This is a genomic window from Dermatobacter hominis (assembly GCF_020715685.1).
GTDB classification, from domain to species: Bacteria; Actinomycetota; Acidimicrobiia; order Acidimicrobiales; family Microtrichaceae; genus Dermatobacter; species Dermatobacter hominis.
In genome coordinates this window covers 4,454,423-4,478,623 of sequence record NZ_CP085840.1, presented here as the reverse complement: position 1 = coordinate 4,478,623, position 24,201 = coordinate 4,454,423, and the positions used below count along the sequence as shown (strand labels likewise).

The following is a 24,201-nucleotide window of genomic DNA, read 5'->3' as shown; positions in this document are numbered from 1 at the left end:
CGCTGGGTGGGGTGGACCCGGAGGTCCGGGGCTCGGCCCGCGGCTCAGAAGAGCCGGGCCGAGAGCTTTCGTCGCCAGCCGGCGACCTCGTCCTCGTCGTCGAGCAGCTCGAGCAGGTCCACGAACTCCTGCCGGGCGTCGTCGTCGCCCTTGACCCGGTCGAGCAGGCCGGTCAGCCGGGCGTCGAGTCCCTCGTCGTCCGCCGGCGCGCCACCGGTGCGGGCCAGCGCGGCGACCCGCCGGGTGGCCGCGGACTCGGGGATCCGCTCCAGGAGTGCGAGGCCCTCCTCGGCGCGGTCATCGCCCACCAGGAGCTCGGCCAGCGCCACGATCACCTTCTCCTCGGCGGGCTCGAGCTCGAGGGCGGTGCGCAGCGACGCCTCGTCGCCCAGCGCGATCAGCCGGTCCACCTCGTCGTCCACCGCGGTCGGGTACAGCCGCTGGACGAACTCGGACACCTGCCACTCGGGCTGGGCGCCCAGGAAGCCGTCCACGACCTTGCCGTCCTTCATGGCGTAGACGGCCGGGATCGACTGCACCTGGAAGGCGTTGGCGACGCCCGGGTTGGCGTCGATGTCGACCTTGGCGAGCTCGACCTTGCCCTCGGTCCCGGCGACCACCTGCTCGAGGATCGGCCCGAGCGTCCGGCACGGACCGCACCACTCCGCCCACAGGTCGACGACGACGGGGACGGTGTGGGAGCGCTCCACCACGTCGGTCTGGAAGGTGGCATCGGTGACGTCGGCCATGGCGGCGGCTGGGCTCCTGGAGGCGGGTGCGGGGCGTGCGAATTGTAGTGACGGCGGTGGGGCCCACGGGAGGCGGACCCGACGCTCCGCGAGCGGGCACCGCTGTAGGTTGAGTGGCCGACCACAGGGGGACTCGTGAGCGACCGGCCAGAGCAGACCGACACCACCGCACCGGACGGGATCGACGCGGCCGGCGTGACCGCGTGGTTCGCCGAGCACGTGCCGTCGGCCAAGGCCCCGCTCTCGTTCCAGCTGATCGCCGGCGGCCACTCCAACCTCACGTTCTCGGTCACCGATGCCGCCGACGAGCGCTGGGTCCTGCGGCGCCCGCCCCTCGGCCAGGTCCTCGCCACCGCCCACGACATGGGCCGCGAGCACCGCATCATCTCGGCCCTCGGCCCGACCGATGTCCCGGTGCCGCCGACCGTCGGGCTCTGCACCGACGACTCGGTGAACGGCTCGCCCTTCTACGTCATGGACTTCGTCGACGGGCGCGTGATCCGTGGCGAGCCCGACGCCGCCGCCCTGACGCCCGACCAGCGACGGGCCGCGGGCGAGTCGCTGGTCGACGTCATGGCCGCGATCCACTCGGTCGACGTCGACGCGGTGGGCCTCGGCGACCTCGGCCGCAAGGAGGACTACGTCGCCCGCCAGCTCAAGCGGTGGTACTCGCAGTTCCAGGCCTCCGACTCGCAGGTCGAGGGCGGCCTCGGCCTCCCCGCCGTGCACGAGGTCCACGACCGGCTGTCGGCGTCGATCCCGCCGCAGCAGGGCGCGGCGATCGTCCACGGTGACTACCGGCTCGACAACTGCATGCTCGACACCGACGGCTCGGTGAAGGCGGTCCTCGACTGGGAGATCTGCACGCTCGGCGACCCGCTCGCCGACGTCGGCCTGCTCTGGGTCTACTGGTCCGACCCCGACGAGGGCGCGGTGCTCCCCCAGGCCTCGCCCACCGCGCTCGAGGGCTTCCCGCGCAAGGCCGAGCTGATCGAGCGCTACGCCGCGACGTCGGAGCGGGACCTGTCGGACCTCGGCTTCTACGTGGCGTTCGGCTACTGGAAGCTGACCTGCATCATCGCCGGTGTGTACGCCCGGTACGCGGGCGGCGCCATGGGCGACGTCCCCGAGGAGCAGGTCCGCGGCTTCCGCCACATGCTCGACCGGCTGTCGGATCTGACGGTCGAGGCCGCGGACGGGGTCGGCTGACGTGTCGCTCGTCGAACGACAGTTCAACCCGGAGCTCCACGAACCGGTCCTCGTCGTCGGCCTCGAGGGCTGGATCGACTCGGGGATGGGGGCGGCCAACGCCATGTCGGCGCTGATGGCCGGCGCCGACGCCGAGGTGGTCGCGACCTTCGACGCCGACCGCCTGCTCGACCATCGGGCCCGCCGCCCGATCATGCACCTCGTGAACGGGCTGATCACCGGCCTCACGTGGCCGTCGATCGAGCTGCTCGCCGGCACCGACTCGTCGGGCCGCGACCTGTTGCTGCTCACCGGCGCGGAGCCCGACTTCGAGTGGCAGGCGTTCTCCGAGACCGTCGTCGACCTCGCGCTCGAGTTCGGGAGCCGGATGGTCGTCAGCCTGGGCGCCTACCCCGCCCCGGTCCCCCACACGCGAGAGGTCAACCTCTCGGTCACCACGTCGTCGGCCCAGCTGTCCGACGACCTCCACGGCTACGTCCGCGGCACCCTCGACGTCCCCGGCGGCATCCAGGCCGTCATCGACGTGAGCTGCAACGAGTCCGGCCTGCCCGCGCTCGGCCTGTGGGCGCAGGTGCCGCACTACGTGTCGACGATGGCCTACCCGGCGGCCAGCCTCGCGCTGCTCGAGGGGCTCTCCGAGGTCGCCGGGATCGACGCGCACCGGGGCCAGCTGGCTGCGGACGCCGCCGCCACCCGCATCCGCATCGACGAGCTCGTGGGCGAGAACGCCCAGCACCAGGCGATGGTCGCCCAGCTCGAGGAGTTCGTCGACCAGGGCCTGGGCGACGGGCCCGACGACGCCCCGACGTTCGGCTTCGACCGGATCCCCTCCGGCGACGAGCTCGCGGCCGAGCTGCAGGAGTTCCTGCAGCAGCGGCCCGACGACGACTAGGCACCGACGGCGGACGGCCCGACCCGGATCGCTCCGGGCCGGGCCGCCGGCGCGTGCTGGACGGCGGCCGCACGCGCGGTGCGGCCGCAGGCCGGGTCAGCCGGGCGGCTTCAGCGGCGTGTAGGTCGGGAGCGTGTAGCCCTCGGGCAGCTCGCTGTAGAAGGTCACCGGGTCCGGCGCGTCGCCGAAGACCTGCGCCTCGCCCTCGGGCCACTGCCCGGGCAGGTACCGCTTGCCGCCGTCGACGTAGGCCCACATGCCGGTGCCCTGCTTGTCGAGCTCGTCGACGCCGGTGGCGTCCGGCTCCCAGAAGATCTCGGTCTGGTCGTCGATGCCGGCGTAGTCCGTCGCCGGCCAGATGTCCCGGTTGCCCCAGCTCAGCTGCGGCGTGAGGACCGTGCTCTTCACGATCGGCGCGCCGAACAGGGCGTTCTGGAACGACTCGTGCGTCAGGTTCGGGCCGATGCCCTGGAACGCCGAGTAGAAGAACTGGATGTTCGGCAGGATCAGCGCCACCTGGGCCGCCGGCGGGTCCTGCCCGTAGAACCAGTCGTAGAGGAACGTCGGACCCGACACCTCGCCGCTCGAGCGGGCGAACAGGTTCGACGGGCCGAAGGCGTGGCCCCACTGCTGCTGGTCGTAGGTCCGGGAGAAGATCGTCGTGTCCACGAGCGCCGAGCCCGTCACGACCCACTCCGGGAAGAAGCCCTGCTCGGTCGCGTTCTTCGTCAGCGTCTGCGGCGCCAGCGGATCGCCCTGGAAGATCACGGTCGTGATCCCCTGGGACTTCATCTTCGCCATGATCGCCCCGGCCTGGCCGGCCAGCGCGACCGGGTCGGTGTAGGTCGCTGTCTCGGCGATCGTCGCGTCGTACTCGTCCTCGAGGTTCGACACGAACTGCTGGCGCAGCTCCTCGGACTGCGGCGACGAGACGAGGAAGACGAGGCCGAGCTTGCGGTCCTTGCCGTTGACCTCGTCGCCGCCGTACTGGGCCTTGCGGTTGGCGACCCGCTTGCCGATGTACTCCGCCACCATCTGCAGGTTCTGGTCGGTGTTCTTCTGGATGTCCCAGACGTACGGCGCCCGGTCGACGTACCACTGGTTCGGCTGACCCGGCGTGCACGTGACGCAGGCGACCTTGTTCTGCGCCAGCGTGTCGGCGAACGCCTCGGTGAGCGCCGGCCCGCTGATCACCGCGAACGGCTGGATGTCACGGGCGATCGTCTCGGCGTCGGACGTGGCCGCCACCTCGTCCTGGATGGTGCCCGTGGCGTTGTAGCGGATGAGCTCGACCTTGCGGCCGTACGTCTCGTAATAGGTCGAGAGGAGCTCGTTGAAGCCCTGGTAGCTCTCGAAGAGCTGCGTCGGGGTGTCGGTGTTGCCCACCTGCTTGTAGATGAAGCTCAGGATCGGGTCGTTCTCCTGTGGCAGGTAGACGACGATCTTGATCGTGTCGGCCGTGACGCCGGTCGCCGTCTCGCCGCCGTTGTCACCGGTGAACGGCTTGTAGCACTCGGGCGCCGGGAAGATCGGCAGGGCGAGCACACCGGTGTCGGTGTCGCATCGCTCGCCCCAGTCGATGTCCTCGACCGTGCCGTCGGCCTCGGCCGACGAGAAGGACACGACACCCTCGGGCAGCTGGGTCTGGCCGGACGGCGACGTCGTCGTCGAGCCCGCGGCGACGTCGTCCTCGTCGTCGCCGCCCCTGGTGATCAGGAAGCCCACCACGACCGCGACCACGACGACGACGGCCACGAGCGGCCCCCACCGTCGGAGCGCGCCGCTGCCCCCCGAGCCCTCCGGTTCCTCCATGGCCTTCATGTGCTTCCCCCGTTCGTGTGTCCCACGGTCACGTGTCCCCCGCTCCACCCCAGCTGGTCGTCGAGCCCGACCGGGCGACCGCCAGGTGGTCGTCGCCCAGGTAGGACGCCACCACCCTCGGGTCGGCCAGCACCGCCGCCGGGTCCCCCTCGGCGATCACGGCCCCGGTCTCGAGCGCGACCAGCCGGTCGGCCAGGCCGGCCACCAGCGGCATGTCGTGCTCGATGACCAACATGGCGCAGCCGAGCTCGTCGCGGATCCGCCGCAGCAGCGCACCGAGCTGCTCGACCTCCCGCTGCGCGACGCCGCCTGCGGGCTCGTCCAGCAGGAGGACCGACGGCTGGTGCGCGACGACGCACGCCAGCTCGACGATGCGGCGGGTGCCGGTCGACAGCTCGGCGGTGAAGAGGTCGCGGTAGTCCATGAGCCCGAACAGCTCGAGCAGCTGCCGCACCCGTCGCCCGACGGCGACCTCGCTGTCGTACGAGGCCGGCAGGCGCAGCGCGGCGTTGACCGGGTCCTTGACGGCGACCGACCGGTCGAGCGCCACGGCGACCGTCTCGGCGACCGTCAGGCCGGGGAACAGCCGTCCGCCCTGGAAGGTGCGGCCGAGGCCGGCCCGGGCCCGGCGCGCAGCCGACAGGTGCGACAGGTCCCGCCCCGCCAGCAGGATCCGCCCGCCGTCGAGCGGCTGGAAGCCGCTGACGAGGTCGAGGATCGTCGTCTTGCCCGCACCGTTCTGGCCGATGAGGCCGACGATCTCGCCGGGCGCCACGGCCAGGCTCACGTCGTCGACCGCGTTGATACCGCCGAAGCGCCGGACGAGGCCGAACAGCTGCAGCGCCGGGACCCGCTCCGACAGGTCCGACGAGACGGTCGCGGTCGCCGGCGTGTCGGGCACGGCCGCACCGTTCGCCGTCGCACCGTTGGACGGCGCACCGTTGGACGGCGCACCGTTGGACGGCGCACCGTTGGCGACCGCGCCGTTGGAGGGCCCGGCGCCGTCGCCCTGCCGCGCCGACTCGGCCAGGAACACGGCCCGGAGCAGGTCGGGCCGCTCCAGCAGCTCCTCCGCCGGCCCGGAGAACTGCACCTTGCCGCGCTCCATGAAGTACGCCGTGCTCGCCATGCTGAGCGCCACGTTCACCGACTGCTCGACGAGGAGCACTGTGGTGCCACCGGCGGCGACGTCGCGCACCAGGTCGGCGAGCTTGCCGACGACGACCGGCGCCAGGCCCAGGCTGAGCTCGTCGATGATCAGCAGCTTCGGCCGCGCCAGCAGCGCCATGCCGAGCGCCAGCATCTGCTGCTGACCGCCGGACAGGTTCGACGCCGGCTCGTCCATCCGCTCGCTCAGGATCGGGAAGACCTCGAGCACGCCCTCGATCCGCTCCTCCATGAGGGCCCGGTCCTTGCGCACCAGCCAGCCCGCCGAGCGCAGGTTCTCCCTCACCGTCAGGCCGGGGAACACGCCGGCGCCGCCTGGCATCGACGCCACGCCCAGCGCGGCGATCTCGTTCGGCGGCGCGTGGGTGATGTCGCGGCCGTCGAAGATCACGGCGCCGAAGTCGGCCTCGGTCACGCCGGTGATCGCCCGCAGCAGCGTGGACTTGCCGGCGCCGTTGGTGCCGAGCAGGGCGACGACCTCGCCCTCGGCGATCTCCATGTTGACGTCGAAAAGGACCTGCAGGCCGTCGTAGCCGACGTTGAGGTCGCGGACGAGCAGGAGCTTGGAGCGGCCCTCCCGGCGCTCGAGCAGCGCCTGCGAGCGGGCCATCGACGACTTCCACACGTCCTCGATGTCGCGCTTGATGACCGCGCCGCCCGACGAGATCATCAGGCCGCCGATCAGGAGGATCGGCGTCATGACGAGCATCCCGAGCCGGGTGCCCCAGTTGTCGCCGATCCACCCGATGAGCGGCAGCAGCGCGAGGCCGGGGATGGCCCACCACGAGGCGACCGAGAAGCCGACCGCCCGGGCGCGGGCCGGGATGGCGAGCGACAGAGTGGCAAGGATGCCGGGCAGGAGGATGGCCAGGTCGGCCGTCAGCAGGATGTTGAACACGACCGCCAGGCCGATGTTCGGGGCGTAGGCGAAGCCGGCGGCCAGCGCCGCGGCCGTGAAGCTCACCCAGCGCAGCAGCCGGAAGATCAGCGCAGGGTCCTTGAGGAAGAGCCGGGTGCCGAGCCTGGCGCCGACCGCCAGGCCGATCAGCTGGAACGGCTCGACCACCGCCGCGAGGTAGCCGCGCTGCAGCTCGTCCATGTCGTAGACGTCGGAGTACAGGAGGCTGGCGAGCGACACGAAGCCGATCAGCGACACCGCCAGGAACGGCACCGCGTACCAGATCCGCCGGAGCACCTCGATCTTCCAGAGCAGGCGCCACGACTCGGCGAAGCTCGGGGTCGGCTCCTCGGTCTCGACGACCTCCTCGGATGCGCCGGCGGCCCGGCGCTCCTGGGCGCCGCGGATCGGCTCCTTCATCCGGGTGCCGACGACCACGAGCAGCACGGTCGGGATGGCGAAGATGAGGAACGGCACCCGCCAGTCGGTCAGGTAGGCGATGCCGCCGGCGAGCAGCGGGCCGAGGAACTGCCCGAGCACGTTGGCGGCGCGGTGGAAGCTGAACACCGCCGGCCGCCGGTCGACCGGGAACCAGTCCGACAGCAGCGACGCGTGCGTGGGGTCGACCACGGCCCGGCCGATGCCGGCCCCGGCCCGGGCGATGATCAGCATCCAGATCGCCGTCGACAGGCCGGTCATGACCGAGAAGGCGGCCCACGTCGCGGCGCCGAGCAGGGTGATGAACACGCGGTTGCCGCGATCGGCCCAGACCGCGATCGGCATCTGCATGAGGAAGGCGCCGAGCAGGGTCAGGGCCACCAGGGTCAGGATCCCGGTGTTGGACATGCCGAACGCGTCCCGGACGTTCGGCAGCAGGATGCCGAAGCCGGTGCGGTCGAGCTCGTCGACGCAGTTCAGGCCGAACAGCACCAGCAGCGCGAACACCGGACCGGAGCCGGCGACCTCGCCGACCGCCCGGATCGGGTGCGCCAGGTTGCGGGCCCAGCGGCGCGGCGAGACGATGCCCCGCACCGACTCCCGGAGGTCCTCGCGGCTGATGCGGGGGCCGGTGGCCTCGGTCGCGGTCTCGGCCGTCGCGCTCACCCGACCACCTCCGGCTCGGTGCGATCGTCGCTGCCGTCGTCGGGGCCCGGGCCCTCGTCGGCGTCGGCGTCGGCGGCCACGTGGCCGGCCACCGAGGCGGCGGCCTTCCGCAGCACGTCGTCGTCCTGGTGGGTCCGGTCGATCGCGAGCGACGACACGCCGTGGCGCCGGGCCGCCCAGGCCAGGAACCGGTCGCGGCACCGGAAGGCGAGGCCGCCGAGGCCGTCGGGCATCGACAGCAGCACGACCAGCACGCCGGCACCCGTCGCCAGGAACGACCACGGTGCCGGCAGCAACCACTGGGCCCCGCGCTGGAACACCGCTCCGAGGACCGCGCCCGCGAGGGACCCGAGGCCGCCGATGACCGTGGCGATGAACACGTCGACCGACTCCCACGGGCCGTAGGTGACGTCGCGGAACGCGCCCTGGCTGATCACCATGACCACGCCGGCGATCGCCGCCACCGCACCCGAGAGCGCGAAGGCCGTGAGCTTCGCCCGCGTGGTGGAGATGCCGTAGGCCGTCGCGCCGCCCTCGTTGTCGCGCAGCGCCACCAGCACCCGGCCGGTGCGGCTGTTGCGGATGCCGCGGAGCGCCAGGACGGCGAGGGCGAGCACGGCGAGCGCGAAGTAGTAGATGCGCAGCGGGCTGTCGAGCTCGAACCGCCCGAAGAGCGCCGGGCGCGGGAACGAGCCCCGGGGGATCCAGTCGGCGATCTTGTTCGAGAAGATCCAGTCGGACGCTGCGAGCGACAGCGCCAGCGTCGTCACCGCGAGGTACATGCCGCGGAGCCGCAGCGCCGGGAGGCCGACGATGACGGCGACGATCGCGCCGACGATCCCGGCCACGACCATCGCGACGATGGGGTCCCACCCCTGCTCGACCATGATCCACGCCCCGACCGCGCCGCCGGCGCCCACGAAGGCCATCTGGCCGAGCGACACCAGGCCGGCCCAGCCGGTCAGGACGACGATCGACGTGCCGATCGTCGCGAAGACCACGATCACGCCCGCCTTGAGCTGACCGTTCGTGCCGATGAGCTGCGGCACCCCGAGGGCCACCGCGACGAGGAGCAGCCCACCGACCCAGCGGGCCAGGCGCACCTCGGGGAGCCGGGCCAGCCGGTACGGCGTCGGCCGGACGTCGCCAGTGGTCTTCCAGGACGAGGTCTGGTCGCTGTCGGCCCGGCTCGTGCCCTTGCGCTCGAGCAGGAGGCTCACGACGATCAACGCGGCGAGGAACGGCGACACCAGCCAGGTCTCGCCGGTGTTCCACTGGATGCCCGCCTCGAGCACCCCGAGCGCGACCGCGGTGGTGGTGATGGCGACCAAGTGCGTCATCCGGCCGACGACGAGCGCCGCCAGCGCCCGCAGCAGCACGGTGAGGCCCAGCCCGAACCCGGTCGGGAGGCTGGCCACGCCGGCGGTCAGCGCGACCGAGCAGAACGACAGCACCGACGCCAGCGTCCAGACCTGGGCCTCGAGCCGGCGGACCGGGATCCCCAGCACCGCGGCCCGCTCCACCCGCTCGGCCGAGGCCCGCACGGCGATGCCGGTGTCGGTCAGGCGCAGCACCGCGGCCACGGCGAACAGCAGCAGCGGGGCGACGACCACGGCGATCAGGTCGTTCGCGTCGAAGACCACGCCGCCGATCTCGGCGCTCCACTCGAACGGCGCCGGCAGCGAGCGGATCGCCGGGCCCTCGCCCCACAGCAGCGGCAGCCCGAGCGTGGCGAACGCGAGGATCTGCGAGAGGCCGAGCGTCGCCACCGTCATGATCAGGCGCGGCGAGCGGAAGAAGCGCCGGATGACGAGCACGTCCGCGAGGAGGCCGACGAGGATCGCCGCCGCCAGGCCGATCGTCATGCCGAGCAGCCACGGCAGGCCCGACAGGGTGATGAGGAGCACCGCGAGCGTGGCCGGCGCCGCGCCCAGGTCGCCCTGCGCGAAGTTGATGACCCGGTTGGCCCGCCACACGAGGGCGAGCCCGATGGCGGCCAGGGACCCGAGGAGCCCGAGGACGACGCCGGTGAGGACGCCGCCGGACGGCATCGGGAACCAGACGAGCTGGATCGCGACGATGGCGAGCGCAGGCCCCACCGTCCTCGCAGCGGCCCGCAGCTGGTCCTTCGCGCTGCTCGTGCGCGCCAGGCTCATGCGCGCCGCCCCCGATGCACCGTCGACTGCCGTTGCCGCAACCGCGCTCCTACGACTGACCTCGGCCCCGGACCGACCGGGGACCGACCCCCGCCCCGCCCAGCTCCGCTGCCGACGTGGCGCCCGTCACAGTAGACCGCTCGGTCAAGTCGCGCACCGACCCCGCGCGACCGCCGGGTACGGTGCCCGCCATGCGCGTGGACGCCCCGCTCGGCCCCGACCTCCAGCTCGCCCCCGACACGGCCCGCGGCCTGGAGGAGGCCGGCTACGCCGGAGCGTGGACCGCGGAGATCAAGAACGACCCGTTCCTCCCGCTGCTCCGGGCCGCCGAGTCCACCGAGCAGCTGGAGCTGGGCACCGGCATCGCCGTGGCCTTCGCCCGCAACCCGATGCTCGTCGCGAACATCGGCGACGACCTCCAGCGCTTCAGCGGCGGCCGCTTCATCCTCGGGCTCGGCTCGCAGATCAAGCCGCACATCACCAAGCGGTTCTCGATGGAGTGGTCGCACCCCGCGGCCCGGATGCGCGAGTTCATCGCGGCGACCCGGGCGATCTGGGCGTCATGGCACGAGGGACAGCCGCTCGACTTCCGGGGCGACTTCTACACGCACACCCTCATGACCCCGATGTTCGACCCGGGCCCCAACCCGCACGGCCCGCCCAAGGTCTTCCTCGCCGGCGTCGGCGAGCGGATGACCGAGGTGGCGGGCGAGGTGTGTGACGGCTTCCTCTGCCACGGCTTCACCACCGAGCGGTACCTCCGGGAGGTCACGGTGCCGGCGCTCGAGCGTGGCTTCGCCAAGGGCGGGCGGCGGCGCGAGGACTTCCAGATCTCCGGCCCGGCGTTCGTCGTGACCGGCGCGACCGAGGAGGCGATGGCGGCGTCGGACGCCGCCACCCGCGGCCAGATCGCGTTCTACGGCTCCACGCCGGCCTACCGACCGGTGCTCGAGCTCCACGGCTGGGGCGAGCTCCAGGACGAGCTCACCGCCCTCAGCAAGCAGGGCCGGTGGGACGAGATGGGCGGGCTGATCGACGACGAGGTGCTCCACACGTTCGCCGTCGTCGCCGAGCCGGGTGCGGTCGCCGCGCAGCTCCAGGCGCGCTACGGCGACGTGATCGACCGCATCATGTTCTACGCCCCGTACCGCAGCGACCCCGACACCTGGCTCCCGGTCCTCGCAGCGCTCAGCGCGGCCTGAGCACCCGGCGGCGGCCGGTCAGGGCTCGAGCCGGACGGCGGCGCCCGAGACGTCGATGCCGCCGTCGGCCGGGACGTGGACGGCGATCCGGCTCGGTCGGCCCATGTCGACGCCCTGGATGACGACCACGTCGGCAGGCGGGTCGACCAGCGAGCGCCGGCGCAGGTAGCCGCCGAGCGCCGCCGCTGCGGCGCCCGTGGCCGGGTCCTCGACGACGCCGCCGACCGGGAAGGGGTTCCGGCTGTGGAACGTGCGGTCGTCCTCGCGCCAGACCGCCTGGATCGTGGTGAGGTCGTGGGCGTCCATCACGTCGCGCAGCGCCTCGAACTCGTACTCGAGCGACGCGAGCACCTCCCGGGTCCGGACCGGCAGCACGAGGTGCCAGGCCCCGGCGAACGCCAGCTCGGCCGGCAGCTGCGGATCGAGGTCGTCGGCCGTCCACGTGGTCGCGAGGAGCACCTCGGTCACGAGCCCGTCGTCGGCGGGACTTCCCGACGGTGCCACCGAGGTGAGCGTCGCCGTGAGGCGGCCGCCGTCCGCACCGACCACGACCGGCACGTCGCCGACGGCGGTCTCGAACACGTAGGTGCCCTCGCCGTGGCGATCTCCGAGGGCGACGGCCGACGCGATCGTCGCGTGCCCGCAGAAGTCGATCTCCTTGCGGGGGCTGAAGTACCGGACCCGCCAGCGCGACGCGGCGCCGGCGGTGTCCCCGCTCGGCGCGAGGAACGCGGTCTCGGAGTACCCCACCTCCTCGGCGACGCGCCGCATCACGTCGGGCGCGGGCAGCCGACCGCCGATCCACACCCCCGCCGGGTTCCCGCCCGTCGGGTCCTCGGTGAAGGCGGCGAGGCGCTCGAGCGTCGCGCCGTCGTCGAGGTCGTCGGACATCGGGCTGCTCGTCGGGACCGGTCGGGCCGGTCGATCAGGCGGGCTGCAGGACGTCGAGCTCGTCGGCGAGGTACTGCAGCCGGCAGGCGGAGCGCTGCAGCTTGCCCGACGAGGTCTTCGGCACCGACCCGGGCTGCACGAGGATGACCTCCTTGGGCGGGATGCCCACGGACTCGGTCACCACGCGCGTGATCTCACGACGGAGCTCCTCGTGGCCGGACGCCTTCGACTCGGCGACCACGATGATGTTCTGCGCACCCTGACGGCCCTCGATGCCGAAGGCGATGACGTTGCCGGTGCGGACGCCCTCGACCTCGCCGACGACCTTCTCGATGTCCTGCGGGTACACGTTGCGACCGCCGACGATGATCACGTCCTTGATGCGGCCGCAGATCACGAGCTCGCCGCCGACCGTGTAGGCGAGGTCACCGGTGTGGAGCCAGCCGTCGACGATCAGCTCCTCCGTCGCCTCGGGCTGCTGGTAGTAGCCCGTGGTCACGGAGTTGCCGGTGATGCGCAGCTCGCCGACCTGGCGGTCCGCGCAGGGCTCGCCGGTCGCCGTGTCGATGATCTCGATCTCGAGGCCGGGCACGGGCCGGCCCAGGAGGGCGAGCTCGGTCGAGCCCTCGCTGTCGGCGTCGACGGGGACGGCGCGGTGCTCGGTCTCGAGCGCGGTGCGGTCGACCACGTCGGTCACGAGGCCCTTGCCAGGGGTCGGGAAGCACCCGGCGATGCACACCTCGGCCATGCCGAAGGCGGGGAACGCGACGCCGGGCTCGAGCCCGAAGCGCTCCCCCGCCTCGAGGAAGCGGCGGAACGTCGGTGCGTCGATCGGCTCGGCGCCGTTGAGGAACATACGGACCTGCGACAGCTCGAGCTGCTCGTCGGTCCGCTTCAGCGCCCGGGCGGCCAGCGCGTAGGAGAAGTTCGGCCCGGCCGACGCCGTCCCGTGGAACTCCGTCAGCCAGCGCATCCAGCGGATCGGCTTGGCCAGGAAGTCCTGGGGGGCGCCCTGCACCAGGTGCGTGTCGCGGGTCATCGGGATCGTCAGGAGCCCGACGAGGCCCATGTCGTGGTACAGCGGCAGCCAGCTGACGATGACCTCGTCGTGCGTGAGCTCCGCAGCCGTCCAGGCGCCGTCGAGGTTGTGGCAGATGTTCTCGTGCGGAAGCATCACGCCCTTCGGCTCGGACGTGGAGCCGGACGTGAACTGCAGCACCGCCAGGGCCGAGGGGTCGTCGGCCGGCCGCACGTAGTCGGCCGCCGTGGGACCGTCACCTTCGAACAAGCTGTCGAGCCCGATGAACGGCGGGTCGCCCGGCACCGGCTCGACGAAATCCGCGAGCTGGCTGTCGATCACCACGACCTTGGAGTCGGCGCGGCGGATGCGCGCGCGGGTCTGCTCGATGAACTGGTCGAGCGCGCCCATGCGCATCGGCAGCGGCATGGTGACGAGCGCGCCACCCGTCAGCCAGATGGCCTGGATCGCGGTCACCAGCCGTCGGGTCGTCGGGCCGAGCAGGGCGACGTGGTCGCCGGGGCCGACCCCCCGGGCCTGCAGGGCGGCGGCCACCGCCCGGGCCTCGGCGTGCAGCTGCCCCCACGTCAGCGTCTCGTGGTCGTCGCCGGCCACGAACGTCACCTTGCCCTGGCCGCGCTCGGCGACGGACTCGATGCGGGAGATCAGGGACAGTTCGGATGACAGCACGTTGGTTCCGACTCCGGAGATGACGCGACGGTTACGTCTGGTGTCACGCGACCGTACACACGGCGAACGATCCGACGGAACGATCAACGCCCGCCGGGCCGACGAACTTCCCTACGGGACGATGTTGACCAGCTTCGGGGGTCGGACGATCACCTTCCGGGGCGTCGCCCCGTCGAGGATCCCCTGGACCTTCTCGGACGCCAGCGCCAGGCGCTCGCAGGTCGCCTCGTCGGCGTCGGCCGGCACCTCGATCCGGTCGCGGACCTTGCCGGCCACCTGCACGACCATGGTCACGGTGTCCTCGACCAGCAGCTCGGGGTCGGCGACCGGCCAGGGCTCGGCGTGCACGTGCCGCCCGGCGGTACCCAGCTCCGCCGCCCGCCGGGACCACAGCTCGGCGGTGATGTGCGGGGCGGCGGGCGCCAGCAGCAGGAGCAGCGTGTCGACGGCCTCGGCGACGACCTCGCCGTGCGGACCCTCATCGGTCTGGACGTACCGGTACAGGTCGTTGACGAACGCCATCGAGCGGGCCACCGCGACGTTGTAGGACCAGCGCTCGAACGCCTCGGTCACGTCGGCGACCAGGCGGTGCGTGGCGCGCACGATCGCCTCGTCGGCCTCGGTCCGCGCACCTTCGCGCGTGCGCTGCAGCAGGTCCGAGCCCGGCACCGCCACCCTCCAGACGCGGGCCAGGAACCGGGCGCAGCCGTCGAGGCCGAAGTCCTCCCAGTCGACGTCCTCCTCGGGCGGCTTCACCGCCAGGTGGGCCAGCCGCAGCGTGTCGGCGCCGTAGGTGTCGATGATCTCCTCGGGCGCGACCAGGTTGCCCTTGGACTTCGACATCTTCGAGCCGTCCAGGCGGATCATCCCCTGCGTGAACAGCCGGGTGAACGGCTCGCGCAGGTCCGCCGGCGCCACCCCGAGGTCCGACAGCGCCTTGGTGAAGAAGCGGGCGTACATGAGGTGCAGGACCGCGTGCTCCGCCCCGCCGATGTACTGGTCGACCGGCATCCACGAGGCGACCGCCTCCTTGGAGAACGGCGCGTCGGAGCTCCACGGGTCGCAGAAGCGCAGGAAGTACCAGGACGAGTCGACGAACGTGTCCATCGTGTCGGTCTCCCGCGTGGCGGGGCCGTCGCATTCGGGACAGGTCGTGAGCAGGAAGCCCTCGTGGAACCGCAGCGGCGACTGGCCCGTCGGGCGGAACTCGACGTCGTCGGGCGCCAGCACCGGCAGCTCGTCGAGCGGCACCGGGCGCGGCCCGCACTGCTCGCAGTACACGATCGGGATCGGGCAGCCCCAGAACCGCTGCCGCGACACCAGCCAGTCGCGCAGGCGGAAGTTCACCGTGCGCTCGCCGCGCTCGTCGGCCTCGAGCCACTCGATCGCCCGGTCCTTCGCGGTCGGGACGTCGAGCCCGTTCAGGTCGGGACCCGGCACGGCCGAGGGGTCGACCGGCGAGTTCACGTGCACGCCCGGGCCCGAGTACGCCTGGCCGTCCCAGCCCTCGGGGCGCTCGACGGTCTCGATGATCGGCAGCCCGAACGCAGTGGCGAAGTCCCAGTCGCGCTGGTCCTCGCCCGGCACCGCCATGACCGCGCCCGTGCCGTAGGTGGCCAGCACGTAGTCGGCCAGGTAGATCGGCACCGGCCGGCCCGTGAACGGGTTCAGCGCGTAGGCGCCGGTGGCGCAGCCGCGGTCCTCGACGGCGCCCTCGGTCGACAGCCGGTCGATCTCCGCGGTGTTGCGGGCCCGCTCGACGAACGCTTCGACGTCGGCCCGGCGGTCCTCGGTGGTGATCACCGGCACCAACGGGTGCTCGGGCGCCAGCACGCAGAACGTCATGCCGTAGCTGGTGTCGGGGCGGGTCGTGAAGACGCGCACGCTCGGGACGCCGGGCAGGTCCCTGCGCACCTCGCCGTCGGCGTCCACCACGGCCATCTCGAACTCGGCGCCCTCGGACCGCCCGATCCAGTTGCGCTGCTGCGTGACGACCCGGTCGGGCCACTGCACGATGTCCAGATCGTCGAGCAGCTGCTGCGCGTAGTCGGTGATGCGGAGGTACCACTGCTCCAGGTCGCGCCGCTCGACGACGTCGCCCGAGCGGTCGCAGCGACCGTCGATCACCTGCTCGTTGGCCAGCACCGTCTGGCAGCCCGGGCACCAGTTGACCGGCGCCGCCTTGCGGTAGGCCAGGCCGGCCTCGAACAGCTTCAGGAAGATCCACTGCGACCAGTGGATGTTCTCGGGGCTGTGGCTGCGGACCTCTCGCCGCCAGTCGTAGACGCCGCCGATCCGGGTGATCGAGCTCCGCAGCATCTCGATCCGCTCGTCGGTGAACGTGCGGGGGTGCACACCGGTCTGGATCGCCGCGTTCTCGGCCGGCAGGCCGAAGCTGTCGAAGCCCATCGGCGACAGGACGGCCTCGCCCTGCATCGTGCGGTACCGGGTCAGCAGGTCGCCGAAGGTGTAGTTGCGCACGTGGCCCATGTGCGCCGCGCCCGACGGGTACGGGTACATGCACAGGACGTAGCTGCGGGGCCGGGGATCGTCGTTGTCGACCTCGTACGTGCCGTGCTCGCGCCAGTACGCCTGCCAGTGCGGCTCGATGGCCTGGGGATCGTACGGATCGACCGTCGGGGCCTCGGGCGCACCGCTCGGATCGGCGCTGGCGGTTGTCGACATGGCGGCAGGTTACCGACGGCACCCACGTCGCCCCGAACCGGGTTCCGACGATTCGCGGGCCCTGTCGGGTGCGGCTAGAGTGGCCGCCTCACGGGGCCGTAGCTCAGTTGGGAGAGCGCTTCCATGGCATGGAAGAGGTCGTGGGTTCAATTCCCATCGGCTCCACCAGATCGTGTCAGCGTGAGGGGTTCGGCCGCCGGCCGGGCCCCTTCGTCGTTCCCGGGCCGGATCGCCCGCAGCGGGTCAGCCGGGCGTGCCCTCCGTGCGGTAGAACCGTCGCATGTCCACCACCGACCCCGCGATCGTCGCAGCACGCGGACGCGTCCGCCTCGGCGCCTGGATGATCATCGCCGGCTCGCTCGGCGCCATCATGGCGCTGCTCACCTACGTCGACGTCTGGGACGTGTCGGACACGAAGCCCGCGGGCTGGGGCGTGGTCGCCGCGCTGTGCGCGGTGCTGGCCCTCGCCGGCTTCGTGGTGCTGTGGGGCGGGCTCACCGCCGGGGCGAGGGCGACCGCTGCGAGCGCACCGCCGCCGGACGGCGGGGCCTGAGCCCTCAGCCGCGTTCCACGACCGGCGCGTCGGCGTAGAGCCGTTCGAGCCGGTAGTAGTCCCGCTCCTCGGCGAGGAACACGTGGACCACCACGTCGCCGTAGTCGAGCAGCACCCACCGGCGGGCATCGGCGCCCTCGACGGAGCGGGGCTTCTCGCCGATGTCGTGGGCCACGCGCTGCTCGACGGCGTCGACCACCGCCTTCACCTGGCGGTCGTTGCCGGCCGTGGCGAGCACGAAGTACTCGGCCACGCCGACGACCGGGCCGACGTGCAGGATCACCACGTCGGTGGCCAGCTTGTCCTCGGCCCCCTCGGCCGCCGCGAGCGCGGTGCGGAGCGACTCCTCCGGGCTGGTGACGGTCACGAGGTGCGGTCCCCGCCGACGGTGACGCGCACGTCGATGCCGCCGGACTGCGAGGTCGCCTCGGTCGCCGTCACCCCGAGCGCCTTCGCGATCTCGTCGGCGGCCTGCTCGGCCTCGGGGGCGAGGTACTCGACCTCGGTGGCGGCGACGTCGAAGGAGCCGGCGTTGCCGAGCAGCGAGATCTCACCGCCGGCCGCCACCACCTTGGGGGCCGCGAGGAGTGCGGAGTCCTCCTTGGAGGTGCCGTTCAGCAGCTCGACGCGGGCCCGCTGACCCGGCGTGGCCGACGTCGGGAACGGCACGACCCGGGCGACGTACGTCGGCAGCGCCGCGGCGTCGGGGACCATCGTCGTGAAGTAGGTGCCGGGGATCGGCTGCTGGACCAGCGGCACGGGCTCGTACCGGACCGTGCCGCCCTCGAGCTCGGACAGCAGCTCGGCCACCGCGCTCGCTCCCCCGCCGGAGACACCGTCGCCGGCCGACGACGCGCCGATGGCCGACAGGTCCTTGCCCTTGAGCGCGTTGAGGAGCTGCTCCCACACCGTGAGGTGGCGCAGCATCTGGCGGTCGGGCTTCTCGCCCACGCCCGCGAACCCCAGGTAGGTGATGACCTCGTCGGGCTGCAGGACGACGTCGCCGGCCCGGTATCGCACCGACTCGTTCTCGGGATCGGCCTGGATCTTCCCGCGCTCGCTGTTGTCGATCAGGTTGTCGACGTTCTTCACCGTGAGGGGGCCGGCCAGGCCGGTGAACGCCTTGAAGTCCCCGGCGGCGACCTCCTCGGCGGAGGTGAACCCGAAGGTCAACCCCGTCCCGAGCACCGACCGGAGCTCGTCGAGGCCGCCGGTCGCGTACGCGTCGCCGATCGGCGGGTAGAGCCCGTCCTCGCCGGGGCCGGCCGACATCGTCGCCGGCAGCGCCGACACCGTGCCGCCGGCGTCGCCACCGGAGCTGGAGACGATCAGTGCGGCGGCCAGGGTGCCGTCGTCGGTGGTCACCGCGACCAGGTCGACCGGGGTGGGCCGGACCTCGGCGACGTAGCCCGGCGCCTTCGGATCGGTGACCTTGTCGGTGCCGCCGCCCGTGATCAGGAGGCTGGCGCGGTACCCGACGACCGCTAGGCCGACCAGCAGCGCGACGAACGCGAGCGTGGTGCCCAGCTGCCACCAGACCGTCCGACCACGGTCCACACCGCCACGGCGGGCCCGGCCGCCGCTCTTGGACTGCTCGGCGCGACGCCGCCGGACGACCGTGACCTCGCTGCCGGGATCGGCGCCCGCGGGGGGTTCCACATCCGTGGTTGGCCCGCTGTCGGTCGCCGTCATGGGGGTCAACGATAGAGGCGGTGCTGCTCCACCAGGGAGACAGCCCCCTCGGGCAGGAGGAACCGGATCGAACGGCCCTCGGCCACCCGCTCGCGGATCTCGGTCGAGGAGACCTCGAGCATCGGCACGCGGACGGCGTCCCAGCGGAACCCGTCGGGCACCACGACCGGCGAGCCCGGCCGCTCGACCACCGCCAACCGGCACAGCCCCCGAAGCTCCTCGGGCCGGTCCCAGGTGTCGAGCCCGGCGGCGGCGTCGGAGCCGAGCACCAGGACGAGGTCGTCATCGGGGCCGGCGGCGCGGAGCGCCGCCAAGGTGTCGACCGTGTAGGTCTCGCCGCCCCGTTCGATCTCGAGGTCGCACGCCTCCAGCACGTCGACGCCCTCGACGGCGGCCCGCACCATGTCCATCCGGACATCCGCAGGGGTGATCCGGCGCAAACCCACCTTCTGCCACGGGACGTTGGCCACGACCATCAGCACGAGGTCGAGGTCGAGGGCCTCCGCGACCCGCACGGCGGTGACCAGATGGCCGATGTGGGGCGGATCGAAGGTCCCGCCGAAGACGCCGATGCGCCGGCCCGAGGACCCCCGCGTCGTCCCCGCGGCCATCGGCGGATGGTAGCGGCACATCCCGAAAAGCGTCGCGAATGGGCCAGACGACCTCTCAACTCCCGAAGCGATGCGCCGATCAACAACGGGTCGGGGCCACCGCAGCCGAACCTCGACCGGCGCCGCGCCGTTCAGTGAGCTGACACCAGAGGGATGGAATCTGATGAGCGATTCCGTAGGGATGTACCTGAACGAGATCGGTGCCGTCGCACTCCTCAACGCCGAGGAGGAGCGGGAGCTGTCCCGCACCATCGAGGCGGGCGCCGAGGCCCGGCGGCGCAAGGCCGCCGGCGAGCGGGGCCGGGACCTCGACAAGCAGATCGCAGCCGCTGCGGCGGCCAAGGACCGCTTCATCCGGGCGAACCTGCGGCTGGTGGTGAGCGTCGCACGCCGCTACCCGCTGCCCCCCGGCATGGAGCTGCTCGACCTGGTGCAGGAGGGGAACATGGGCCTCGAGCACGCCGTCGACAAGTTCGACTGGCGCAAGGGCTTCAAGTTCTCCACCTACGCCACCTTCTGGATCCGCCAGGCCATCGGCCGGGCGCTCGACCAGAAGGCCTCGCTCGTCCGCCTGCCCGGCGACCGCTCCGCCGCCCTCCGCTGCGCCCTGCGCGCCGTGTCCGGCGACGGTGACGAGCTCGACGACGAGAACGCCCGGCTCCACCGGCTCACCACCCCGACCTCGCTCGACCGCACCGTCGGCGACGACGACTCGAACGAGCTCGTGGACCTGCTCGCCGACGACCGTCCCAGCCCCGAGGACGAGCTGCTCAGCGCCGAGCACGACGAGTGGCTGCACGGCCTGCTCGACGTGCTCGACCCGCGGGCCCGCTCCGCGGTCGAGGCCCGATTCGGCCTCGGTGACGGCCGCCGCCGCAGCTACCGAGAGGTCGGCGAGGACCTGGGTGTGACCGCCGAGGCCGCCCGTCGCCTCGTGAAGCGCGCGGTCACCACCGTGCGGGACCGGGCGCTGGCCGGCGCCTCGGCCTGATCACCCGGCCGCGGCGGGTTCACCGCCGCCCGCCGCCGGGTTACCCGCTTCGGCCCGGCACCGGGCCACGGGTAGCCTGACGCCATGGCCGACATGCCCTCCCCCGGAGCCGAGCGCGCCCCGTGGACCCCCACGACCTGGCGCGACCGGCATGCCGAGCAGCAGCCCGAGTGGCCCGACGAGGCCGTGCTCGACGGCACGCTGAAGACGCTGTCGTCCTATCCCCCGCTGGTGTTCGCCGGTGAAGCCCGACAGCTGACCGCGGATCTCGGCCGCGTGGCCGCCGGCGAGGCGTTCCTGCTGCAGGGCGGCGACTGCGCCGAGTCCTTCGAGGCGTTCTCCGCCGACTCCATCCGTGAGCGGCTGAAGGTCATCCTCCAGATGGCCGTCGTGCTCACGTACTCGGCGGGCGTGCCGGCGGTGAAGGTCGGCCGGATCGCCGGGCAGTTCGCCAAGCCCCGCTCGTCGGCCATCGAGACCGTCGGCGGCGTCGGCCTGCCCAGCTTCCGCGGCCACATGGTGAACGACATCGCGTTCACCGCCGCGGCCCGCGTCCCGGACCCGCAGCGGCTCGTCGAGGCGTACCACCAGTCGGCGTCCACGCTGAACCTGCTGCGAGCCTTCACGAAGGGCGGCTTCGCCGACCTCGGCCGGGTCCACCAGTGGACCCAGGAGTTCGTCCGCAGCAGCCCCGAGGCGCTGCGCTACGAGCGGCTCGCCCAGGAGATCGACCGGGCGCTGCGGTTCATGCGGGCGTGCGGGCTCGATCCCGACACGGTGCCGGCGCTGCACGAGGTCGACTTCTACACGAGCCACGAGGCGCTGGTGCTCGGCTACGAGGAGGCCCTGACCCGGCGCGACTCGCTGACCGGCGACTTCTACGACTGCTCGGCCCACATGATCTGGATCGGCGAGCGCACCCGGGGCCTCGACGACGCCCACGTCGAGTTCTTCCGCGGGGTCGGCAACCCGGTCGGCGTGAAGGTCGGTCCGACCGCCTCCACCGACGAGGTGCTCGAGCTGTGCGAGGTCCTCAACCCCGGGCGGATCCCCGGCCGGCTCACGCTCATCACCCGCATGGGCGCGGACTCCATCACCGACGGCCTCCGACCGCTGCTGCGAGCGGTGACCGACGCCGGCCACCCCGTCGTGTGGACGTGCGACCCGATGCACGGCAACACGTTCACGGCGCCGAGCGGCAAGAAGACCCGCCACTTCGACGCGATCCTGGGCGAGATCAAGGGGTTCTTCGACGCCCACGCCGCCGAGGGAACGTGGCCGGGCGGCGTCCACGTGGAGCTCACCGGCGACGACGTGACCGAGTGCCTCGGCGGCGCCGAGGACCTCGTCGACGACGACCTCGGCCTGCGCTACGAGTCGATGTGCGACCCGCGGCTCAACGGCCGTCAGTCGCTCGACCTCGCCTTCCGCGTGGCCGAGCTGCTCCAGAGCTGACTCACCCGAGCGAGTCCACGACCTTCTCGATCCGTCGCTGGCGCGTCGCCTCTGCCTTGGCATCGGTGACCTGGCGGACGTGCTCCTTCCTCTTGGAGGGGGCGAGGGCGTCGAACGCCTCGCTCCGATCGGCGGCGGCGAGCGCGGCGGCGAGGTCGTCGGGCACGGGCGTGGTCCGCGGCGCGGTGTCGTGGACCACCTCGATCTCGTGCTCCTCGCCGCCGGCGACGCCCGCCGCCGTCCGGTGCGCCGCGGCGAGCGGGATGAGGTAGCGCCCGCCCATGACCGTGATCGTCGATTCGTAGCTGTAGCCGGCGATCGTGACCACGACCGGCACCCGCTTGCCCGCGCCGAACCCGAGCACGACCTCCTCGGGCACCTCGATGCCCACGTTGCGGCCGTCCTGGAAGAGCGTGGTCGTGAACGTCGCCATGGCACGACCGTACGTCGGCCCACCGACGATGATGGCGTCGTGCTGTTCCGCAACGACGACCTCCCGGCGATCGCGGACGGGAGCGTCACCGCTGCGCTGCGGCGGTGGAAGCGACCGACGGTCCGCGCCGGCGGCACCCTGGTCACGCCGATCGGCGTGCTCGCCATCGACTCGGTCGACCCGATCGAGCCGGTTGACCTCACCGACGCCGTCGCGGGGGCGGCGGGCTGGGACTCCGCCGAAGCGGCGCTCGCCTCGCCGCACCTGCGCCGGGACGGCGAGCTGTTCCTGATCCGCTTCCACGTCGAAGGGGCGGACCCGCGGATCGCCCTCCGGGATGCGGCCGACCTCTCGCCGGACGAGCTCGCCGACGTACGGGGTCGACTCGACCGGATGGACCGGCGGGCGGCGCACGGTCCCTGGACGCGACGGTTCCTGGCGCTCATCCGTGACCGCCCGGCGGTCCGGGCCGGCGACCTGGCGGACGAGGTCGGCCGAGAGCGGCTCCCGTTCAAGGCCGACGTGCGCAAGCTGAAGTCGCTCGGGCTGACCGAGAGCCTCGAGGTCGGTTACCGCCTCTCGCCTCGAGGTGCCGCGGTGCTGGCCGCGATCGAGCGCGACGACGCCTGACCGTCGACGCAGCGTGGTCGAGGCGCGTCAGCTGACGCGCTTCCGCCACGGAGCGTGGTGGCGCAGCCGCCAGGGGCCGGTGTCAGACCGTGCGCGTACGGTCGGGCGCACCGGCTGCGGGCTCGTCCTGGGCCGGGATCGGAGCGGCGCCCGCTCCCCTGCTCGATCGGACCGGCCGCGTGCCGGTCGACAAGGGGGACCAGATGGCAGCCGAACCCGACCCGACGCCGCAGGAGGCACTCCCGGACGAGCCGGCCCCGCCGGCCGAGGTCGTCGACACCGCCCGGCTCCGCTGGCAGGTCGAGCAGGCGATCCGAGCGTTCGCCCGTTCGCAGGCCGACCTCCTGGTGCTGCTCGCGCCGTTCGACGCCTCGGGCGAGTGGGCCCACGACGGCCACGACAGCTGCGCCTCGTGGCTCGCCGAACGTCACGGCATCGCCCGGAGCACCGCCCGGGACTGGCTGCGCGTCTCGCACGAGCTCGCCCGTTGCCCGGCGGCGCGCCAGGCGTTCGCCGACGGGCGCCTGTCGTACTCGGCCGCGAGGGCGGTCACACGGGTGACCCCGCAGCACGCCGGTCGCGCCGCCGAGCTCGTCGAGATCGCCACGTCGACGGCGATCAACGACCTGCCGCGGACGCTGGCCCGGTGGATCCAGCACAACGAGACCGCCGCGCAGCAGGCGGACCGCCACGAACGGGAGACGCGGCTCTCGGTCCGCACGGAGGCGGACGGGATGAGCGTGATGACGCTGGTGCTGCCCCCGGCACAGATGGCGGAGATCCTGACCGTGGTGGACGGGGAGGTGCAGCGCGGGACCGGGTTCGCGTCGACCCCGCACGGCAGCCCGCGTCGATCGCTCGCCGGCCAGCGCGCCCGCTGTCTGCACCACGTCGCCACGAGCGGCGCCGGGGCCACGGTCACCCGGGAGGTGATCGTGCACGTGCGTGGTGACGGCTGCACCATGCACGACGGGACGCCGGTCTCGTCGCACGCCGTCGCATCGCTCATCGGCGGGTCGTTCATCCGGGCCCTCCTGCACGACATCGAGGACAAGCCGATCGACGCGACCAACCGGCGCCGCTTCCCGACGGCGCGTCAGAAGCGTGTGGTCGACGAGCGCCATGGCGGCCGCTGCGTCACCTGCGGGTCGACCCAACTGATCGAGTACGACCACGACCCGCCGTTCTCGGTCTCCCGCCGTACGGTGGTCGACGAGCTGCGACCGCACTGCGCGGTGTGCCACAGGGCGCATCACCACGGGGATCCCGAACCTTCCTGACGGCCGGGGAATGTTGACCGCCTGAGTCGGGTTTGGGAAACTTGATCGGTTCGGTCGTGAATTAGGAGCCGGCG

General features: G+C 72.5%; 19 protein-coding genes and 1 tRNA gene. 9 read left to right on the top strand and 11 right to left on the bottom strand.

Features of this window, described 5'->3' with window-relative positions; translation table 11 throughout:
- Nucleotides 1-44: 44 nt before the first annotated feature.
- Nucleotides 45-749 carry a thioredoxin gene (gene trxA / locus LH044_RS20885; protein ID WP_227757571.1) on the bottom strand — a complete coding sequence of 235 codons (705 nt, stop codon included), beginning with the start codon at nt 747-749 and terminating at the stop codon, nt 45-47.
- Between the two features lie 135 nt (nt 750-884).
- Between trxA and LH044_RS20880 the strand changes: the two genes are divergently transcribed.
- Together LH044_RS20880 and LH044_RS20875 are read left to right on the top strand one after the other, a co-directional pair.
- Nucleotides 885-1,958, top strand: coding sequence for a phosphotransferase family protein (locus tag LH044_RS20880; RefSeq protein ID WP_227757570.1), 1,074 nt, complete (start codon nt 885-887; stop codon nt 1,956-1,958).
- Between the two features lies 1 nt (nt 1,959).
- A complete protein-coding gene (locus LH044_RS20875) occupies nt 1,960-2,850 on the top strand; it encodes a proteasome assembly chaperone family protein (protein WP_227757569.1) in 891 nt (296 codons plus the stop codon).
- A 96-nt stretch (nt 2,851-2,946) separates the two neighbouring features.
- Here the strand turns inward: LH044_RS20875 and LH044_RS20870 are convergent, their stop codons facing one another.
- Genes LH044_RS20870 through LH044_RS20860 form a run of 3 tightly spaced genes read right to left on the bottom strand, consistent with a single transcriptional unit; the run spans nt 2,947 to nt 9,996 of the window.
- Nucleotides 2,947-4,671: a type 1 periplasmic-binding domain-containing protein gene (locus LH044_RS20870; RefSeq protein WP_227757568.1), complete on the bottom strand. Its 1,725-nt coding sequence runs from the start codon at nt 4,669-4,671 to the stop codon at nt 2,947-2,949.
- A gap of 28 nt (nt 4,672-4,699) precedes the next feature.
- Nucleotides 4,700-7,840, bottom strand: a complete 3,141-nt coding sequence (locus LH044_RS20865; RefSeq protein WP_227757567.1) for an MFS transporter — start codon at nt 7,838-7,840, stop codon at nt 4,700-4,702.
- Nucleotides 7,837-9,996, bottom strand: coding sequence for an ABC transporter permease (locus tag LH044_RS20860; RefSeq protein ID WP_227757566.1), 2,160 nt, complete (start codon nt 9,994-9,996; stop codon nt 7,837-7,839). Before LH044_RS20860 ends, LH044_RS20865 begins: the two co-directional genes overlap by 4 nt.
- Nucleotides 9,997-10,187: 191 nt before the next feature.
- On the opposite strand from LH044_RS20860, the gene LH044_RS20855 reads away from it, so the two are divergent.
- Nucleotides 10,188-11,198 carry an LLM class F420-dependent oxidoreductase gene (locus LH044_RS20855; RefSeq protein WP_227757565.1) on the top strand — a complete coding sequence of 337 codons (1,011 nt, stop codon included), beginning with the start codon at nt 10,188-10,190 and terminating at the stop codon, nt 11,196-11,198.
- Nucleotides 11,199-11,216: 18 nt separating this feature from the next.
- Here LH044_RS20855 and LH044_RS20850 read toward each other — a convergent pair whose 3' ends face one another.
- The 3 genes from LH044_RS20850 to leuS all read right to left on the bottom strand — a co-directional run bounded on the left by LH044_RS20850 (nt 11,217) and on the right by leuS (nt 16,482).
- Nucleotides 11,217-12,089 (bottom strand): PhzF family phenazine biosynthesis protein, encoded by an 873-nt coding sequence (locus LH044_RS20850; RefSeq protein WP_227757564.1) that lies wholly within the window; start codon nt 12,087-12,089, stop codon nt 11,217-11,219.
- Nucleotides 12,090-12,123: 34 nt separating this feature from the next.
- The gene (locus tag LH044_RS20845; RefSeq protein ID WP_227757563.1) at nt 12,124-13,797 is read right to left on the bottom strand and encodes a fatty acyl-AMP ligase; all 1,674 of its coding nucleotides are present in this window, start codon (nt 13,795-13,797) and stop codon (nt 12,124-12,126) included.
- A 111-nt stretch (nt 13,798-13,908) separates the two neighbouring features.
- Complete coding sequence (gene leuS / locus LH044_RS20840; RefSeq protein ID WP_227757562.1) at nt 13,909-16,482, bottom strand: leucine--tRNA ligase; 2,574 nt, start codon at nt 16,480-16,482, stop codon at nt 13,909-13,911.
- Nucleotides 16,483-16,574: 92 nt separating this feature from the next.
- On the opposite strand from leuS, the gene LH044_RS20835 reads away from it, so the two are divergent.
- Nucleotides 16,575-16,650 (top strand) — tRNA-Ala (locus LH044_RS20835).
- A gap of 112 nt (nt 16,651-16,762) precedes the next feature.
- Nucleotides 16,763-17,035, top strand: coding sequence for a hypothetical protein (locus tag LH044_RS20830; RefSeq protein ID WP_227757561.1), 273 nt, complete (start codon nt 16,763-16,765; stop codon nt 17,033-17,035).
- A 4-nt stretch (nt 17,036-17,039) separates the two neighbouring features.
- Here the strand turns inward: LH044_RS20830 and rsfS are convergent, their stop codons facing one another.
- The 3 genes from rsfS to nadD are packed head-to-tail and all read right to left on the bottom strand — an operon-like array spanning nt 17,040 to nt 19,338.
- Complete coding sequence (gene rsfS, locus LH044_RS20825; protein ID WP_227757560.1) at nt 17,040-17,402, bottom strand: ribosome silencing factor; 363 nt, start codon at nt 17,400-17,402, stop codon at nt 17,040-17,042.
- On the bottom strand, nt 17,399-18,727 hold the full coding sequence (locus LH044_RS20820; protein ID WP_227757559.1) for a LytR C-terminal domain-containing protein: 1,329 nt from the start codon (nt 18,725-18,727) through the stop codon (nt 17,399-17,401). Before LH044_RS20820 ends, rsfS begins: the two co-directional genes overlap by 4 nt.
- A 5-nt stretch (nt 18,728-18,732) precedes the next feature.
- A complete protein-coding gene (nadD, locus tag LH044_RS20815; protein ID WP_227757558.1) occupies nt 18,733-19,338 on the bottom strand; it encodes a nicotinate-nucleotide adenylyltransferase in 606 nt (201 codons plus the stop codon).
- Between the two features lie 163 nt (nt 19,339-19,501).
- Between nadD and LH044_RS20810 the strand changes: the two genes are divergently transcribed.
- Together LH044_RS20810 and LH044_RS20805 are read left to right on the top strand one after the other, a co-directional pair.
- On the top strand, nt 19,502-20,329 hold the full coding sequence (locus LH044_RS20810) for a sigma-70 family RNA polymerase sigma factor (protein ID WP_227757557.1): 828 nt from the start codon (nt 19,502-19,504) through the stop codon (nt 20,327-20,329).
- Between the two features lie 84 nt (nt 20,330-20,413).
- Nucleotides 20,414-21,784 carry a class II 3-deoxy-7-phosphoheptulonate synthase gene (locus LH044_RS20805; protein ID WP_227757556.1) on the top strand — a complete coding sequence of 457 codons (1,371 nt, stop codon included), beginning with the start codon at nt 20,414-20,416 and terminating at the stop codon, nt 21,782-21,784.
- A 1-nt stretch (nt 21,785) separates the two neighbouring features.
- Here LH044_RS20805 and LH044_RS20800 read toward each other — a convergent pair whose 3' ends face one another.
- Nucleotides 21,786-22,217, bottom strand: a complete 432-nt coding sequence (locus tag LH044_RS20800; RefSeq protein WP_227757555.1) for a YdeI/OmpD-associated family protein — start codon at nt 22,215-22,217, stop codon at nt 21,786-21,788.
- Between the two features lie 39 nt (nt 22,218-22,256).
- Between LH044_RS20800 and LH044_RS20795 the strand changes: the two genes are divergently transcribed.
- The gene (locus LH044_RS20795; RefSeq protein WP_227757554.1) at nt 22,257-22,847 is read left to right on the top strand and encodes an ASCH domain-containing protein; all 591 of its coding nucleotides are present in this window, start codon (nt 22,257-22,259) and stop codon (nt 22,845-22,847) included.
- Nucleotides 22,848-23,050: 203 nt separating this feature from the next.
- Complete coding sequence (locus LH044_RS20790) at nt 23,051-24,127, top strand: 13E12 repeat family protein (RefSeq protein WP_227757553.1); 1,077 nt, start codon at nt 23,051-23,053, stop codon at nt 24,125-24,127.
- Nucleotides 24,128-24,201: the final 74 nt, after the last annotated feature.

Excerpts from the sequence above, each read along its gene's own strand:
- trxA (WP_227757571.1), bottom strand. The coding sequence starts at position 749 with ATGGCCGACGTCACCGATGCCACCTTCCAGACCGACGTGGTGGAGCGC.
- LH044_RS20790 (WP_227757553.1), top strand. The coding sequence starts at position 23,051 with ATGGCAGCCGAACCCGACCCGACGCCGCAGGAGGCACTCCCGGACGAG.
- LH044_RS20800 (WP_227757555.1), bottom strand. The coding sequence starts at position 22,217 with ATGGCGACGTTCACGACCACGCTCTTCCAGGACGGCCGCAACGTGGGC.
- nadD (WP_227757558.1), bottom strand. The coding sequence starts at position 19,338 with ATGGCCGCGGGGACGACGCGGGGGTCCTCGGGCCGGCGCATCGGCGTC.
- LH044_RS20820 (WP_227757559.1), bottom strand. The coding sequence starts at position 18,727 with ATGACGGCGACCGACAGCGGGCCAACCACGGATGTGGAACCCCCCGCG.
- LH044_RS20810 (WP_227757557.1), top strand. The coding sequence starts at position 19,502 with ATGAGCGATTCCGTAGGGATGTACCTGAACGAGATCGGTGCCGTCGCA.
- LH044_RS20805 (WP_227757556.1), top strand. The coding sequence starts at position 20,414 with ATGGCCGACATGCCCTCCCCCGGAGCCGAGCGCGCCCCGTGGACCCCC.
- LH044_RS20860 (WP_227757566.1), bottom strand. The coding sequence starts at position 9,996 with ATGAGCCTGGCGCGCACGAGCAGCGCGAAGGACCAGCTGCGGGCCGCT.
- LH044_RS20855 (WP_227757565.1), top strand. The coding sequence starts at position 10,188 with ATGCGCGTGGACGCCCCGCTCGGCCCCGACCTCCAGCTCGCCCCCGAC.
- LH044_RS20870 (WP_227757568.1), bottom strand. The coding sequence starts at position 4,671 with ATGAAGGCCATGGAGGAACCGGAGGGCTCGGGGGGCAGCGGCGCGCTC.
- LH044_RS20830 (WP_227757561.1), top strand. The coding sequence starts at position 16,763 with ATGTCCACCACCGACCCCGCGATCGTCGCAGCACGCGGACGCGTCCGC.
- LH044_RS20850 (WP_227757564.1), bottom strand. The coding sequence starts at position 12,089 with ATGTCCGACGACCTCGACGACGGCGCGACGCTCGAGCGCCTCGCCGCC.
- leuS (WP_227757562.1), bottom strand. The coding sequence starts at position 16,482 with ATGTCGACAACCGCCAGCGCCGATCCGAGCGGTGCGCCCGAGGCCCCG.